This window comes from Streptomyces humidus (assembly GCF_014649655.1).
GTDB classification, from domain to species: Bacteria; Actinomycetota; Actinomycetes; order Streptomycetales; family Streptomycetaceae; genus Streptomyces; species Streptomyces humidus.
In genome coordinates this window covers 68053-81609 of sequence record NZ_BMTL01000018.1, presented here as the reverse complement: position 1 = coordinate 81609, position 13557 = coordinate 68053, and the positions used below count along the sequence as shown (strand labels likewise).

The window sequence follows — 13557 nt, the reverse complement described above, 5'->3', positions numbered from 1 at the left end:
TAAGCGTCGTACGCGTCGGACGCTCCTGACAGTGGCAGGACTGCCGCACACCTTCAAATTACTGCCACTTCCGGTGCACACTGGCGGCATGCTGAACAACGTGGCCGTGATCCTGCTGGACGGTGTCCACCCCTTCGAACTGGGCGTGGTCTGCGAGGTCTTCGGGATCGACCGGAGCGACGAGGGACTGCCGGTCTACGACTTCGCCGTCGCCTCGGCCGAGGGGCCGACGCTGAGCACCCACGCGGGCTTCACCCTGGGCACCCGGCACGGGCTCGAACGGCTGGAGAGCGCCGACCTGATCGCCGTCCCCGCCGGGGAGACCTACGGCAGCCGGGACTTCCCGCCGGAGCTGCTCGACGCGCTGCGCCGGGCCGTGGACCGGGGCACGCGCGTGCTCAGCGTCTGCTCCGGGGCGTTCGTGCTGGCCGCGGCGGGTCTGCTGGACGGACGGCGCTGCGCGGTGCACTGGCGGCACGCCGAACAGCTGGCCCGGCAGTATCCGCGCACGACGGTGGAGCCGGACGTGCTCTACGTCGACGAGGACCCGGTGATCACCTCCGCCGGGACGGCCGCGGGCATCGACGCCTGTCTGCACATCGTCCGCAAGGAGCAGGGCCCCGAGATCGCCAACCGGATCGCCCGGCGGATGGTGGTGCCGCCGCACCGGGACGGCGGCCAGGCCCAGTACATCGAGCGGCCGCTGCCCCGGTCGCGGTGCGACACCGTCGGCGAGGTGCTCGCCTGGATGGAACAGCACCTCGACGAGGAGGTCACCGTCGAGCAGCTCGCCGAACGCGCCCACATGTCGCCGCGCACCTTCGCCCGGCGCTTCCAGCAGGAGACGGGCACGACCCCCTACCGATGGCTGCTGCGCCAGCGGGTGCTGCTGGCACAGCACCTGCTGGAGGCGACGGACGAGACGGTGGACGCGATCGCCTGGCGTGCCGGGTTCGGCACGGCGGGCGCGCTGCGCCACCAGTTCGTGCAGGCGTTGGGGACGACCCCGCACGCCTACCGGCGCACGTTCCGCGGTCCGCAGGCCGTGGCCTGAGCCGCGGCCCTCACCGGGGTATCGCCCGCAGCAGCAGGCGGCGCGGCCGGAGCGTGATGCCGATGTGCGTCCGGTTGTCGGAGCCGGGCGCCGGCTCGAAGCGGAACGCGTTCGCCACCACCGCCGTGATCAGCGTCAGTTCGGCCATCGAGAAGTGGTCGCTCGGGCACTTGCGATTGCCGACGCCGAACGGCGTCATGGCGTATTTCGGCAGCTTCGGGGAGCGGCCCGGCAGCCAGCGGTCGGGGTCGAACTCGGTGTGCCGCTCGTACGACCGCGGATCGCGCTGAACCGCGTACGGGCTGTACACGATGTCGGCTCCGGCGGGAATGCGGTATCCGCCGAGCTCCGTGTCGGTCACCGCGCGCCGGGTCAATATCCAGACGGCGGGATACAGCCGCATGGTCTCGACGACGACATTGGCGGTGTGCTGGAGCTTTCGGACGTCGGCGAAAGCGACCGGCCGGTCACCGACAACGCCTTTCACCTCTTCGCGGATCTTGTCCACCTGATCCGGGTGCTCGGTGAGGACGTGGAGCAGCGACATGACCACTGAGCCGGCGGTTTCGCTGCCCGGGGTGAGTATCGCGACGACCTGGTCGTGGATCTCCTGTTCCCCGATGGGTTCGCCATTCTCGTCCTTCGCCTCCAGCAAAGCCGTCAGCAAATCGTTCGGTTTTTGACCGGAGGCCCTGCGGTCGGCGACGATCTCGTCCACCAGCCGATGCAGATCGGCCAGCGCGCGGTTGAATGCGCGATTGGCCGGAACCGGTACCCGATAAAGCGGCCCCAGCGGCACGACCATGCGCTGGTACATACCGGCGAACAGCGTGGCGAGCGCGGAGGTGATGCGCTCGGACCGGGCGTCCATATAGCTGCCGCGCATCAGACAGCGGGCCGAGATGCGCACGGACACCCGGAAGGCCTCCGCGGTGACGTCGAGGACCTCGCCCTTCGTCCACCGCTCGACGAGCGCGTGGGCCTCCTCCTCCATGATCGGCCCGTAGCCTGGGATGGCGTCGAGCCGGAACGCGGGCTGGATCGTGCGCCGCTGCCGGCGGTGGAGCGGGCCGTTGGCCGTGGCCACGCCTTCCTTGCCGAGCAGGCTCTCCAGGGACTCCCACAGGGGCCCGGAGATGATGTAGTCCGGACTGAGCGCCAGGGCCCCGGTGAGGTCCGGAGCGGTGACGGCGTACACCGTCTTGGGGCCGAGCCTGAGGCGTACGACGTCGCCGTCGTCGCGCAGCCGCGCCATGAAGGCGAGCGGGTCGCGGGCCAGCTTCCAGCCGTGCCCGAGGAGCGGGACCCCGCCACCGGCCACCGGCGGCTCACTCGGTTCCCGGGCCCCGGGGGTCACGGGATTCACCGACTCGACGGTCATTTCTCACCTGCCGCTTCGTTGTCGACGTACGGGGGCGTGGACCGGTCGTCCCAGCTGTCCACCATGTAACGGCCGGACTCGTGGTGGAACCAGTAGACGGAACTGAACCAGTTGCGCATATTGCCGAGGCAGGCTCGGACGGCGGTGCCGAGTTCCCTTCCGCGCACCGTCCCGTCGTCGAGTCGGTCGGCGAGAACCAGGACGTCCTTCTCGACGACGAGGAATTCGGATATGCATTCCTCGATGCGTCGGCGGAGTTCTTCGACCGCCTCCTCCAGGGTCATTCCCTCATGGGCGATGAGACTGATGCCGAGATTGTGCACCTCATCGCCTGCTAATTCCTTGGGCAGCGAGCAGAGGTCGTTGTACCAGGCGGCGAATTCCTGGCTGAGCAGGGCCGCCCGCCGATAGGCCGGGTGTTTCCGCACCGCGACCGGGAGTTCGCACCCCGCACTCGCCTCCAGCAGATCGGTCCAGATCCAGTGCGCGAAGGTCAGCCGTCGCAGCGCGAGGTATTCCTCGACACCGGGAATGCGTCCTTCGACTCGGTTGTGGAATTCGCGGTCGTAGGCCTCGATCACGGCGTGGAAGTGACGTGCGAACCGCGCGTTCCAGGTGCCGGGGAGGAAGGCGTACAGCCGGGCCACTCCGTCCGCGAGTCCGGCGACGAGTGGGTCCCGATGCCGCAGATGAGCCGCCGGGGAGTCCAGAGCCGCGTGCAAGCGGAACCTGAGTCGCCGCCAGGACGAGGCGCGGCCGTGCACGACGTCACGGTCGTGCCTGTCGTCCCAGACGAAGAACCACGCGCTGTAGTCCGCGATGGCCTGCATGACCTCTTCGGGCGCGCCGAGGTAGTAGCCCGCCATCAAGTCCGTATAGCACAGACCGTCGGCATATTCGGCGACCTTGTCCGCAGGCATCAACTGCCTTTCCAGCAGCCAGGAGCGGGTGTTCTCCTGCAACCGGGGCCAATACGGGTGCAGTTGCCGGGGAAACGTCGCCTCAATGACCGGAAGAGCGAGCGAGGGAGGGACCGCGGGCGCGGCCACCGTCGCAGTGGTGCCGTATCTGGTGCCGTATGTGGTGCTGTATGTGGTGCTGTATCGGAAGGCTGGCACGAACAACCCCTCTCAGCCGCCGGTGGACGCACACCTCTCCCACCGTGCCGGGCGTGCGCCGTTGCGTATCCCCGCACTTCCCATTCAGCCCTACAACCGACCGTTCTGGGAACGGACTTGCTTCATTCACTACCCCTGTATACCGAGAATCCGCCCCGGGCTGACTGGTTATGGATCAGCTGATGCGCGGCATATGCGCGTAAACGATCGAACGTCCGACGGCCGCACGAACGACGCCCGGCCGGGATGCCTCCCGGCCGGGCGTCGCGTGGGCGTGGGTCGAGCTCAGTCGTTGGCGACCACGGGGTAGCGGGGCTCGTTCTCGGCCATCTGCCGCAGGGCGTCCTTGCGCTCCCGCTTGGACAGCCGGTCGATGTAGAGGTACCCGTACAGATGATCGGTCTCGTGCTGCAAACACCGTGCAAAATACCCGGTGCCGCGCACCTTGATCGGGTTGCCGTGCTCGTCCTGCCCGGTGACTTCGGCGTAGTCGGGGCGGGCGAGCGGCGCGTAGGCGGTGGGCACCGACAGACAGCCCTCGTTGCTGTCGTCCAGCCGCCGCCGGTCCGCGGGCAGTTCCACCAGCCTGGGGTTGCAGACGACGCCGGTGTGCCGGACGCCGTCGTCGTCGGGGCAGTCGTAGACGAAGACCTTCAGTCCGACGCCGATCTGGTTGGCGGCCAGGCCCACGCCCTCGGCGGTGTGCTGCGAGGCGAACATGTCCGCGACCAGCCGCCGCAGCTCCTCGTCGAACTCGGTGACGTCCCCGCACTCCTTGTGCAGCACCGGGTTCCCGACGACGGTGATCGGCCGCGAGACGCCGGCCTCACGCCAGGCCAGCTCGCGCTCCTCCGTCTTCTCGGTGTCGATGACGAAGCCCTCGTCGTCCACGGGGAGCACGCCCGCGTGCTGCTGATCGGTGTCCTGCTGCGCCATGACCGACGATGCCTTCCTCAAACAGACAGGGGGTGAATGCTCGATACAGGGTACGGGCAGGGCACCCCTCGAAGGCGCGGACCGTATCGATGCGCGACACCGCCGTGAACGGCTCCCCCGCCCGGGCGGAGCCGGGAGCGGGGGGAACGACCCGCCAGGGCGAACCCGCGGCCGACGACGGTCAGCACACCTCTTCGAGGTCGCGCCAGCCTCTCGAGCCGGGACTGTCGGCGACCCACCCGTCCAGCAGCCCCCGGACGAGGGAAGCCGGCGCGGCCACCCCGCACTCCCGCTCGGGAACCCACAGCTGGCCGTCCGTGCGATGGCCGAGCGGACCCGGATGCCCGGGCTCGCTGTGGTCGTGCGGATCGAGATGCTCGCCGTCGCCCTCGTCGGAGGGCATCCGGGACTCCGAGCACATCCGGCACAGCAGCCGCACCGACGAGGACCAGTCCTCCGCCGCGAAGCCCGCGTCGGCGGCCAGCTGCTCCAGCGCGTCGCGGTCCGACTCGGAGGCCGCCTCCAGGAGGACCACCCAGGTCGGCACCGGGGACGGGGCCCACAGCTCGATCTCGTCGAAGACCGGGTAGGAGTGGCCGGTCGCGGTGGTCCGCTCGCCGTGCGGCACGCCGTCGTGCAGCACGACCTCGCCCCAGCGCCGCCCGGAGGAGGGCAGCGGGATCGACAGCACCTCGATGCGGGCGGGGTCCAGCCGGCGCCCCCACACCACCTCGGCCTCGCCCTCGGGCGACAGCCGCACGGCCGCACTGCCCAGCTCCATCCCGACGGGCTCGCCCGCGCCGGTGGCCTCGCCGGGCACATGCAGCCCGTACGCCTGCCAGGCCCGGCGGGCCAGCGGCCAGTCCTGCAGAGCGGTCGCGGCGATCCCGACGTTCCACCAGTCGGGGGCCCCGGCCCCGCGGTCCAGCAGCGCGACGGCCCGCAGACCCGCCGTACGGGCCTGCTCCCAGTCGTGCCGGAACTTGTGCAGCAGGGCGAGGTTGAACCAGGACTCGGACAACCAGGGTTCCAGGTCGGCGGCACGTGTCAGCAGCGCGCCGGCGTCCTCGTACCGCCCGTCGCCGATCAGCGTGAACGCGCGGTCGGTGGCCTGCCGCCAGGAGGCGGAGGGCCGGTGCCGTCCCTTGCCGAAGATCCTCACGATTCCCGCCTGCCAGTTCCGTTCTGTGGGCTGGCCAGTGCCCCCGGACACTGTCTCCCTCGCATCCAACCACGTGTGGCCGCAGGGCCGCTCATTACCCATGGGTTACCCACCCGAGGACAAGGTCAGACGGCCTTTCGTCAGCACCCGGGCCAGCGCCTCGACCACCTCCGGGGCGTACTCCCCGCCGGCGCCCAGACGCAGCTCCTCCAGGGCGCTCAGGGCCCCGCCTGGACCGCTGCCCCGGACCTTCTCGTCGTATGCGTTCACCACCCGGACGATCCGGGCCGCCACCGGTTGCTCCGGGTAGGGGTCGGCCTGCCGCTCCACCACCGTCGCCACCTGGGCGCTCGCCCCGGTCTGGCGGACGACGGCCCCGCCGAGCAGCGCGATCCGCCGCTGCTCCGCCGCGGCCAGGCCGGCGGTGGCCCCGGCCGGGACCGGGTCGACGAGGCTCAGCTGTCCGATGTCGTGCATCAGGGCCGCGTACTCCAGAACGGTCAGCTCGGGCTCCGGCAGCCGCAGATCGCGGCCCACGGACTGGCTGAGGGCCGCGACCCGGCGGGCGTGCCCGGCCGGGGTGTATCCGGCGATCTCGGTGGCGCGGGCCAGGGAGGCGATGGTCTGCCGATAGGTGGCCCGCACGGCCGCGTACCGGCGCAGCGACAGCTGGGTGAGCAGCAGCGGCACCGAGAACACGGGCAGCGCCCACAGCCCGACCACGGCGACCGCGAGCGCCATCACCGTGCCCGTCGCGCAGACCGCCGAGCCGATCCCGGGCACCGCCCGCAGTTCGTCCCGCAGCAGCGGGGCGAACGGCCAGCCGGTGCGGGAGCAGGCGAGCGCGGCGGCGAGCACGGCGTCGCACAGGACGGTCAGGACCAGCAGCGCGAGCAGCAGCAGCACGTAGGCCGGGCCGCACCAGTCGTCGAACACCCCGCGGGTGTAGAGCGGCTGGAAGCAGACGGCGGCGAATCCGACGGCCAGGACGCGCCGGACCAGATGGTCGAGGACGGGGCCCTCTCCGCGCGCCAGACACGGCACGCTGCCGAGCAGGGAGGCGGCGGCGACGACCACGACGACCTGCGCGACCCCGTGGTGGGTGGGGTGTCCGGCGTGCTCGCCGACCAGCGCGTACGCCAGCGCGCCGGCCGCGCCGAGCGGCGCGCGCTCGCGCGGTCCTGGCCCGTCGGCGGGCGTCTCGTCCGGGAGGAGCCGCGGGTCCAGAAGGGGCAGCTCGCCCACGGCGACGACGATCCCGAAGGCGAGCGCCATGGGCCGCTGGTCCACGCCGGTCAGGAACGTGACGAGGAGGCAGCCGGCGACGAGCAGGCCCGCGGCGGCGCGCAGGGCGACGAGGCCGCGGCGACCGGTCATCGGCTGGCCCCGGACCGGTCCTCGGAGGGCTGCGCGGGCGAGGGGAGGGCGGGCCGGGTCTCCTCGGCGGTCACCACCGGGCGCCAGCCTTCTCTTTCGACGACCCGGGCCAGCGCCGTGACCATCCGGGGGTCGAAGTGGGCTCCGGCGCACCGGCGCAGCTCTTCCAGGGCCGCCTCGACCGGCCGGGCGCGGCTGTAGGACCGGGTGGACGTCATCGCGTCGAAGGCGTCCGCGACGGCGACCACGCGCGCGGGCTCGGGGATCTGGGCGCCTGCCAGGCCGTACGGATAGCCGGTGCCGTCGATGCGTTCGTGGTGGTGGAGGATCGCCGAGCGGGCCTCGCCGAGAAAGGAGATGCCCCGGGTGATCTCGTGCCCGTACTCGGGGTGCAGCTCGATCACCCGGCGTTCTTCGGGCGTCAGCGGTCCGTTCTTGCGCAACAGCCGGGTGGGGACGCCGAGTTTGCCGACGTCGTGCAGGATGCCGGCGAAGCGGAGCACCTCGATCCGGGCCTCGTCCATGCCGAGTTCGCGGGCGATCATCATCGAGGCCTGGCCGACGCGTTCGCTGTGTCCGCGGGTGTAGCCGTCCTTGATGTCGACGGCCTGCACCAGCGCGCGGATCGTCGCCTGGTGGGCGGCGCGCTCGCGGTGGTACTGCGCGAAGACCCACCAGGACACGCCCATCGGGAACAGCACGAGCAGCGCGGCCACGGGACCGTACGGGCTGCGCCACAGCACGGCCGTCATCAGCCCGGCCAGCCCGTGCACGGCGAGGGGGGCGAGGGAGCGCAAGAACAGCCCGCGGCAGGCCTGCCGCAGCGGCAGCCCCTCGGCGAGCGCGAGCATCCCGCCGTCCAGGAGGGCGAGCGCGGCGCAGAACACCAGCACCGCCGCGCCGGCCGGCGCGAGGGCGAAGGGCACGTCGGAGGCGGCCACGGCCTCACGGCCGCCGAGCGCCCCGTGCACCCGGGACGCGGCCCACACGGCGAGCGCCGACTGGACGGCCCGCCAGATCCGGCGCAGCAGGGCGGGGGGCTGCTCGACGTGCGAGAACAGCGCCCCGGGCAGCGGCACCAGGGCGGCTGCGGGCGGTGCCAGCAGGAAGGCCCCGGCGAGCAGCACGGGGTGGAAGGTGCCGGCGAACCTGCGCCGGGCGATCTGCTCGCCCCCGGCGTACAGGGCGGCGAGCAGGGCGACGGCCCACCAGGGGGTCCGCAGGCCCGGCAGCGGGAGCAGACAGAGCAGGGCGCCGAGGGCGGCACAGGCGACGTAGCCGCGTGCCCGCGCCGGACTCCCCTCCATGACGCCTCCCCCAGCCGTGCCTGTCCGGGCTCAGGAGCCTAGGACGGCCGGGGGCGGCTCGCGGGCGTATCACCCGCGGGTTAGCACATTCGGGTGACGCGGAGGGGGTCCGGATCCCGCTGGGACGGGATGCGGGCGGGGTCAGGACTCCTGCGGCTCGGCGGTGACGTCGTGCTCGGGGACGGCCTGGCCGGTGCGGATGAGATCCAGTCGCCCCAGTACCTTGGCGCGCAGGTCGCTCGGCACGTCGTCATGCCCGCAGCACCGCTTGACCAGCTTCTTCACGGCCTCCTCCAGCCCGTACTTCTCCAGGCAGGGGGAGCACTCCGCGAAGTGGTGCTGGAACTTGTCCCGGTCCAGTGGCGGCATCTCGCTGTCGAGATACTCGTACAGGTGGTCGAGGACCTCACTGCAGTCCGTCTCGTGCGGATCTCCGCAGCTCATGAGTCCGAACCTTTCGCTTCGTTCGACTCTCCGGCGCCGGCCGGGACCAGTCCGCGCTCACGGGCGTAGTCCTCCAGCATGCCGCGCAGTTGACGGCGGCCCCGGTGCAGCCGGGACATCACCGTGCCGATGGGTGTCCCCATGATGTCCGCGATCTCCTTGTACGCAAAGCCCTCCACGTCCGCGAGATACACGGCGATCCGGAACTCCTCCGGGATGGCCTGGAGCGCTTCCTTCACGTCCGAGTCGGGCAGGTGGTCCAGCGCCTGCGACTCGGCGGAGCGCAGACCGGTGGACATGTGCGACTCGGCGCGCGCCAGCTGCCAGTCCTCGATCTCCTCGGCCGCCGAGCGCTGGGGTTCGCGCTGCTTCTTGCGGTACGAGTTGATGAAGGTGTTGGTGAGGATCCGGTACAGCCAGGCCTTGAGGTTGGTGCCCTCACGGAACTGGTGGAAGGACGCGTACGCCTTGGCGTACGTCTCCTGCACCAGGTCCTCGGCGTCCGCGGGGTTGCGCGTCATGCGCAGCGCGGCCGAGTACATCTGGTCGAGGAACTCCAGCGCGTCCCGCTCGAAGCGCGCAGTGCGCTCGGCGGTGGACTCCGCGCCGGTCTCCCCGCTCACGCCCTGGCCCTCGGGCAGCTCCGCCTGGCCGTTGTCGGTCCCTGCGTCGGTACCGGTGACCGGACCCACCTCCTCAAGATCGCGGGCGGAACCGAAACCGGTCCCACTCGAATCGGAGGATAGACGACTACCGGTGCCGGCCGCCGCTCGAACAGGCGTGGCCTTGGCCGCATGCAGAACCGTCCAGTCCAGGTCGGCGCGGCTGCTGCGGCCCGAATCGGACTCTGCCGGGCGAAGCCCGTCCACCGGGTGGAACTGGGTGGCGGGCGGGCAGATGGTCGAACCCATGCGGCGGACTTCCTCTCCCACTGTCGTCGGTGCCTGTCGTTCAGCACTTCTCGTCCGCCTCAACAGCACGCGCCCCCCGCACATTCCCACCTGTTCACATGAGTGACCCGGCCCACCGAACGACCCCGGCGGTGACGGTCTCCAGTGCCTGCTCCTGGGTGACGGGAGCCCGCTTGGGCACCGCGAACCCGTGATCGGCGTAGGGGACTTCGAGGAGTTCGTAGCCGCCGTCGGGAAACTCCTCGGGCCTGCCGAACGGGTCGTTGCCGCCCTGGACGACGAGGGTCGGCGCCCCGGCCCCGAGCAGTTCGCCCGCGCGGGACCTCTCCGGCCGGCCCGGCGGGTGCAGGGGGAAGCCGAGCGCCAGCACGGCGTGGGCGCCGAGCTCGGTCGCGGTGCGGCAGGCCACCCGGGCGCCCGCCGACCGTCCTCCCGCGATCACCGGCAGGCCGGGCGCGACGAGGGCGGGCCAGACCCCGCGCCAGCCGGCGTCGAGGGTCTTCGGCGCGGGTGCGACCTTCTTGCCGGCCACCCGCCACGGCTGCTCGACCAGCGCGACAGCGACGTCGTGGCCCGGCAGGACCTCGGCGAGTGCCTGGAGGTCCCGTGCCTCGACACCGCCCCCGGCGCCGTGGCTCACCGCGAGCACGAGGCGCGGCGTCCCGGCCCGGTGCCAGGTGACGCGGGCGGGGCCCGCCTCGGTCTCGATCGTCTCGCGGGTCACCTGGGTCACCTGGGCCGCGTCGGTCACCCTGGGCGCATCGGTCTCGTCCGCCCCGCCGGTCGCGCCGTTCACGTTCGTCACATCAGAAGAGTGTGCCCTCCTCGGGCCCTTCCAGCTCCTTCAGCAGCTCCGGCCCGTTGTTGCGGACGTTGCTGACGGCCGTGGACACCGGGTAGGCCCGCATCAGCCCGGCCGGCGGCGGGGCGAGGAGGGAGCGCAGGTCGTCGACGTCCGTGTGCGCCGGGTCGAGCCAGGCGTCCCAGCGGTCGGGGGTGAGCATCAGCGGCATCCGGGGGTGGATGTCGGCGAGGGAGCGCGGCCCTTCGGCGGGGGCCACGGCGAGCGGGGTCGTCTCGGCCTCGGTGGTGATCACCGAGCAGGTCGCCCACCAGGCCTGCGGGTGGTCGTCGGGCAGGGTCCGGTCCCGCCAGAACTCGTACAGGCCCGCCATGGCGAAGACCGAGCCGTCGGCCAGGAGCACGAAGTAGGGCTGCTTGCGGGGCCGCTTCTTCTTCCCCTCCACCTCCAGGTCCCGCTCCTGGACGCCGGTGACCCACTCGTAGTAACCGTCGGCGGGCAGGATGCAGCGCCTGGCGGTGAAGGCCCGCCGGTACGAGGGCTTCTCGTGGACGGTCTCGGCGCGGGCGTTGATCATCCGCGCCCCGCCCTCGGGCGTCTTCGACCAGGACGGGACCAGTCCCCACTTCAGCCTGCGCAGCTGGCGAACCGGGCGCCTGTCGTCGGCGTCCTTCAGGGGTCGGTCCAGGACGGCGTGGACCTCCTTGGTCGGCGCCACGTTGTAATCGGGCTCCAGGGTCTCCTCGGGCTCCCACTTCTCGATCCCGAAGGTCCCGGCGAGATCCTCGGGCCCGCGACTCGCCGCATACCGGCCACACATGAGCAACACCCCTCCGAACTGCGGGAACGCATGACAACGCCCGGTCTTGGCGCCTGAGTCGGAACCCTGTGCCCCGCGCCGGGGACACGTCCAAGAGTGGCAGACCGCCGCCGAGCGCGGTGCCGGTCCGGTTGCGACCGCGCCTTGCCGGTGACCATGGACGCACGGTCTCCGGGGCCGTCACTCCGCCCTGATGTCGTCCACGTGGACGACGCCCCGGGTCGCCCCGCCGCTTCCACGGCCGAGGTACAGGTTGAACTCCGTCACCTCGGTGAGACGGGCCGCGTCGAGCGCAGCCCCCTCGTTCGCGGTGTCCCAGGGGGCCGGTGCGAACTCCCGGAAGGGGATCCTGACCTCCTGCCCGTGGGTGTCGTCCAGCGGGACCTGGTACCAGAAGTAGACGCCGCCGGCGACGATCTGCAGCGCCGCGGCGTTCCCGGAACCGTCGCCTTTCAGCCACAGCGCGAGGGAGGTGAAGCCGGACCAGTCCGCGACGAGCGGTCTGCCGATGCTCGTGTACTCGGCGCCGGTGAAGTCGTACGCATAGGCCAGGCCGTAGGAGCCCGAGGCCCTGTGGTCGGACGACAGGGTGATGGTGTGGGAGTTGACGTGGGTGTAAGCGCCGCTCAGGGCGGTGTCGTCCCCGGCGTATCCCTCGAAGTCGTCGACCCGGCCGGCCGGCGGGGGCGTGACCTCGCCCAGGAGCACCAGGGCCGAGTCGGTGAGCGTACGGCCGTCGACCCGCGCGCTCACGGTGACGGTCGCCGAACCGCCGGCCGCCGAGGACGGGTCGATCGTCCAGTCGCCCGAGTAGAGGCCGTCGGCGTCGAGGCACAGCGGTCGCGCGCGTCCGCCGTTCACGCGGAAGGCGACCCGGCTCGCCCGCGCGGGCGTGACCCGGACCCGGACGGCGGTCCGGGAGGCCGACACGCGCTGTCGGTCCGTGGGGGTCACGAGGTGCAGGAAGGGGGCATTGGCGACCGCCGTGGTGCGAGCGGAGTACACCCCCCGCAGGTCGGCCGCGAACAGGGTGCGGGGATCCCGGTGGAACGCGACGAAGTCCGGCAGCAGGACATGGCCCGGGTACGGCACGTAGGCGCGCTTGGCGCCTCCGAAGTTGGCCCAGGTGAGCATGTACGCCACCTGCCGGGCCACCGGGTCCGCCGTGAGCGCCCGCAGCAGCCGGGTGAACCACTGCGGGTCGCGCACCTCGGTGCCGCTCTCCCCGAACTCCGTGAGGGCGGCGGCCTTGCCCCGCTCCCGGGCCAGCCGGACCACCATCGCCAGGTCCGTCACCAGGCCGTCCGACCATGGGGCCGGTCCGGCGCCCTCGTCGTAGGAGTCGTAGCCGAGGACGTCGACGAAGCGGTCGCCGGGGTAGGTCCTCAGGTAGCCGGTGGGGTCGCCACCGAATGAGGAGTTGGGCGAGTAGGCGTAGAGCAGGTTGTGGACGTTCCTGGTGTCGCGCAGGTACTCGACGGTGTACCGGTACAGCTCGACGAACTCGCCCGGGGTGGTGTGGCCGGCGCCCCACCAGAACCAGGCTCCGTTGTTCTCGTGGAAGGGGCGGAAGACGACGGGGATCGCGGTGCCGTCGGGTCGCCGCGCGCCCTTGACCGCCTTCGCGACGCGGTCGAGGAAGGCGTTGAAGTCGGCGTGCCGTGCGCCTCCGGGGAGGATGCGGCCGACCACTGCGCCCCTGGTGTCGTAGAAGTTCCCTCCGGTGACGAAGTTCGGCAGGTGGGCGGTGAGGGTGTTGATCCCGCCGCGCGCGTCTCCCTGCCGGATGCACCGGCTGAGCGCGGCGATGTTCTCGGCTTCGCCCGCGTCCTCGGCGCCGGGGCGCTCGTCGCCGTCGAGGACGAGGGTGTCCCAGCCGAACACCGCGGGATGGTCGCCCACGGCGGCAAGGGTGTCGGACGCCCTGCCGTCGGGGTGGGTGAAGGTGAAGCCGTAGGTCAGATCGTGCTGGTGGCCGAAGAGGATGCCGTCGCCCTGCCGTCGCCTCAGGTACGCGAACAGCGCGCGGGTTGCGGGGGTCGCCCTGTCGTCGGCGATCCGGACCGGCGTCGGCGGGCCGGCGGCCGCCGCGGTCCCGGCGCCGGCGGCCACGACGGCCGCCGCGCCGAGGAGGACCGCGCGGCGCTTCAGGGGGGAACCGGGCATGTGCGTCTCCTTCGACGGGGGCGGCGCTCACACGGCCCCGGAAAAGCGGGTCCTGGTCGGGGACCTCCGCGACGCACGG

General features: G+C 71.8%; 12 protein-coding genes. 1 reads left to right on the top strand and 11 read right to left on the bottom strand.

Annotation, left to right across the window (positions count from 1 at the left end; genetic code table 11):
- The first annotated feature begins 88 nt into the window (after positions 1-88).
- Complete coding sequence (locus tag IE239_RS21590; RefSeq protein ID WP_190151012.1) at positions 89-1054, top strand: GlxA family transcriptional regulator; 966 nt, start codon at positions 89-91, stop codon at positions 1052-1054.
- 10 nt (positions 1055-1064) lie between these two features.
- Here the strand turns inward: IE239_RS21590 and IE239_RS21585 are convergent, their stop codons facing one another.
- The 11 genes from IE239_RS21585 to IE239_RS21535 all read right to left on the bottom strand — a co-directional run bounded on the left by IE239_RS21585 (position 1065) and on the right by IE239_RS21535 (position 13478).
- Positions 1065-2435 (bottom strand): bifunctional albaflavenone monooxygenase/terpene synthase, encoded by a 1371-nt coding sequence (locus tag IE239_RS21585; RefSeq protein WP_190151011.1) that lies wholly within the window; start codon positions 2433-2435, stop codon positions 1065-1067.
- On the bottom strand, positions 2432-3553 hold the full coding sequence (cyc1, locus tag IE239_RS21580; RefSeq protein WP_434093213.1) for an epi-isozizaene synthase: 1122 nt from the start codon (positions 3551-3553) through the stop codon (positions 2432-2434). Before cyc1 ends, IE239_RS21585 begins: the two co-directional genes overlap by 4 nt.
- Positions 3554-3838: 285 nt before the next feature.
- Positions 3839-4489, bottom strand: a complete 651-nt coding sequence (def, locus tag IE239_RS21575; RefSeq protein WP_190151010.1) for a peptide deformylase — start codon at positions 4487-4489, stop codon at positions 3839-3841.
- 181 nt (positions 4490-4670) lie between these two features.
- The gene (locus IE239_RS21570; RefSeq protein WP_190151009.1) at positions 4671-5651 is read right to left on the bottom strand and encodes a tetratricopeptide repeat protein; all 981 of its coding nucleotides are present in this window, start codon (positions 5649-5651) and stop codon (positions 4671-4673) included.
- A 105-nt stretch (positions 5652-5756) separates the two neighbouring features.
- Positions 5757-7028, bottom strand: a complete 1272-nt coding sequence (locus IE239_RS21565; protein ID WP_190151008.1) for an HD-GYP domain-containing protein — start codon at positions 7026-7028, stop codon at positions 5757-5759.
- Positions 7025-8335 (bottom strand): HD-GYP domain-containing protein, encoded by a 1311-nt coding sequence (locus tag IE239_RS21560; RefSeq protein WP_190151007.1) that lies wholly within the window; start codon positions 8333-8335, stop codon positions 7025-7027. The genes IE239_RS21565 and IE239_RS21560 overlap by 4 nt, the downstream gene beginning before the upstream one ends.
- Before the next feature lie 141 nt (positions 8336-8476).
- Complete coding sequence (gene rsrA / locus IE239_RS21555; RefSeq protein WP_190151006.1) at positions 8477-8779, bottom strand: mycothiol system anti-sigma-R factor; 303 nt, start codon at positions 8777-8779, stop codon at positions 8477-8479.
- Positions 8776-9471, bottom strand: coding sequence for an RNA polymerase sigma factor SigR (gene sigR / locus IE239_RS21550; protein ID WP_190151005.1), 696 nt, complete (start codon positions 9469-9471; stop codon positions 8776-8778). Before sigR ends, rsrA begins: the two co-directional genes overlap by 4 nt.
- 313 nt (positions 9472-9784) lie before the next feature.
- Positions 9785-10441, bottom strand: coding sequence for an alpha/beta hydrolase family protein (locus IE239_RS21545; protein ID WP_373308129.1), 657 nt, complete (start codon positions 10439-10441; stop codon positions 9785-9787).
- 55 nt (positions 10442-10496) lie between these two features.
- A complete protein-coding gene (locus IE239_RS21540; protein ID WP_190151004.1) occupies positions 10497-11312 on the bottom strand; it encodes an SOS response-associated peptidase in 816 nt (271 codons plus the stop codon).
- 180 nt (positions 11313-11492) lie between these two features.
- Complete coding sequence (locus IE239_RS21535; RefSeq protein WP_190151003.1) at positions 11493-13478, bottom strand: glycosyl hydrolase; 1986 nt, start codon at positions 13476-13478, stop codon at positions 11493-11495.
- Positions 13479-13557 lie beyond the last annotated feature (79 nt).

Excerpts from the sequence above, each read along its gene's own strand:
- IE239_RS21590 (WP_190151012.1), top strand. The coding sequence starts at position 89 with ATGCTGAACAACGTGGCCGTGATCCTGCTGGACGGTGTCCACCCCTTC.
- IE239_RS21585 (WP_190151011.1), bottom strand. The coding sequence starts at position 2,435 with ATGACCGTCGAGTCGGTGAATCCCGTGACCCCCGGGGCCCGGGAACCG.
- def (WP_190151010.1), bottom strand. The coding sequence starts at position 4,489 with ATGGCGCAGCAGGACACCGATCAGCAGCACGCGGGCGTGCTCCCCGTG.
- IE239_RS21565 (WP_190151008.1), bottom strand. The coding sequence starts at position 7,028 with ATGACCGGTCGCCGCGGCCTCGTCGCCCTGCGCGCCGCCGCGGGCCTG.
- IE239_RS21560 (WP_190151007.1), bottom strand. The coding sequence starts at position 8,335 with ATGGAGGGGAGTCCGGCGCGGGCACGCGGCTACGTCGCCTGTGCCGCC.
- rsrA (WP_190151006.1), bottom strand. The coding sequence starts at position 8,779 with ATGAGCTGCGGAGATCCGCACGAGACGGACTGCAGTGAGGTCCTCGAC.
- IE239_RS21540 (WP_190151004.1), bottom strand. The coding sequence starts at position 11,312 with ATGTGTGGCCGGTATGCGGCGAGTCGCGGGCCCGAGGATCTCGCCGGG.
- IE239_RS21535 (WP_190151003.1), bottom strand. The coding sequence starts at position 13,478 with ATGCCCGGTTCCCCCCTGAAGCGCCGCGCGGTCCTCCTCGGCGCGGCG.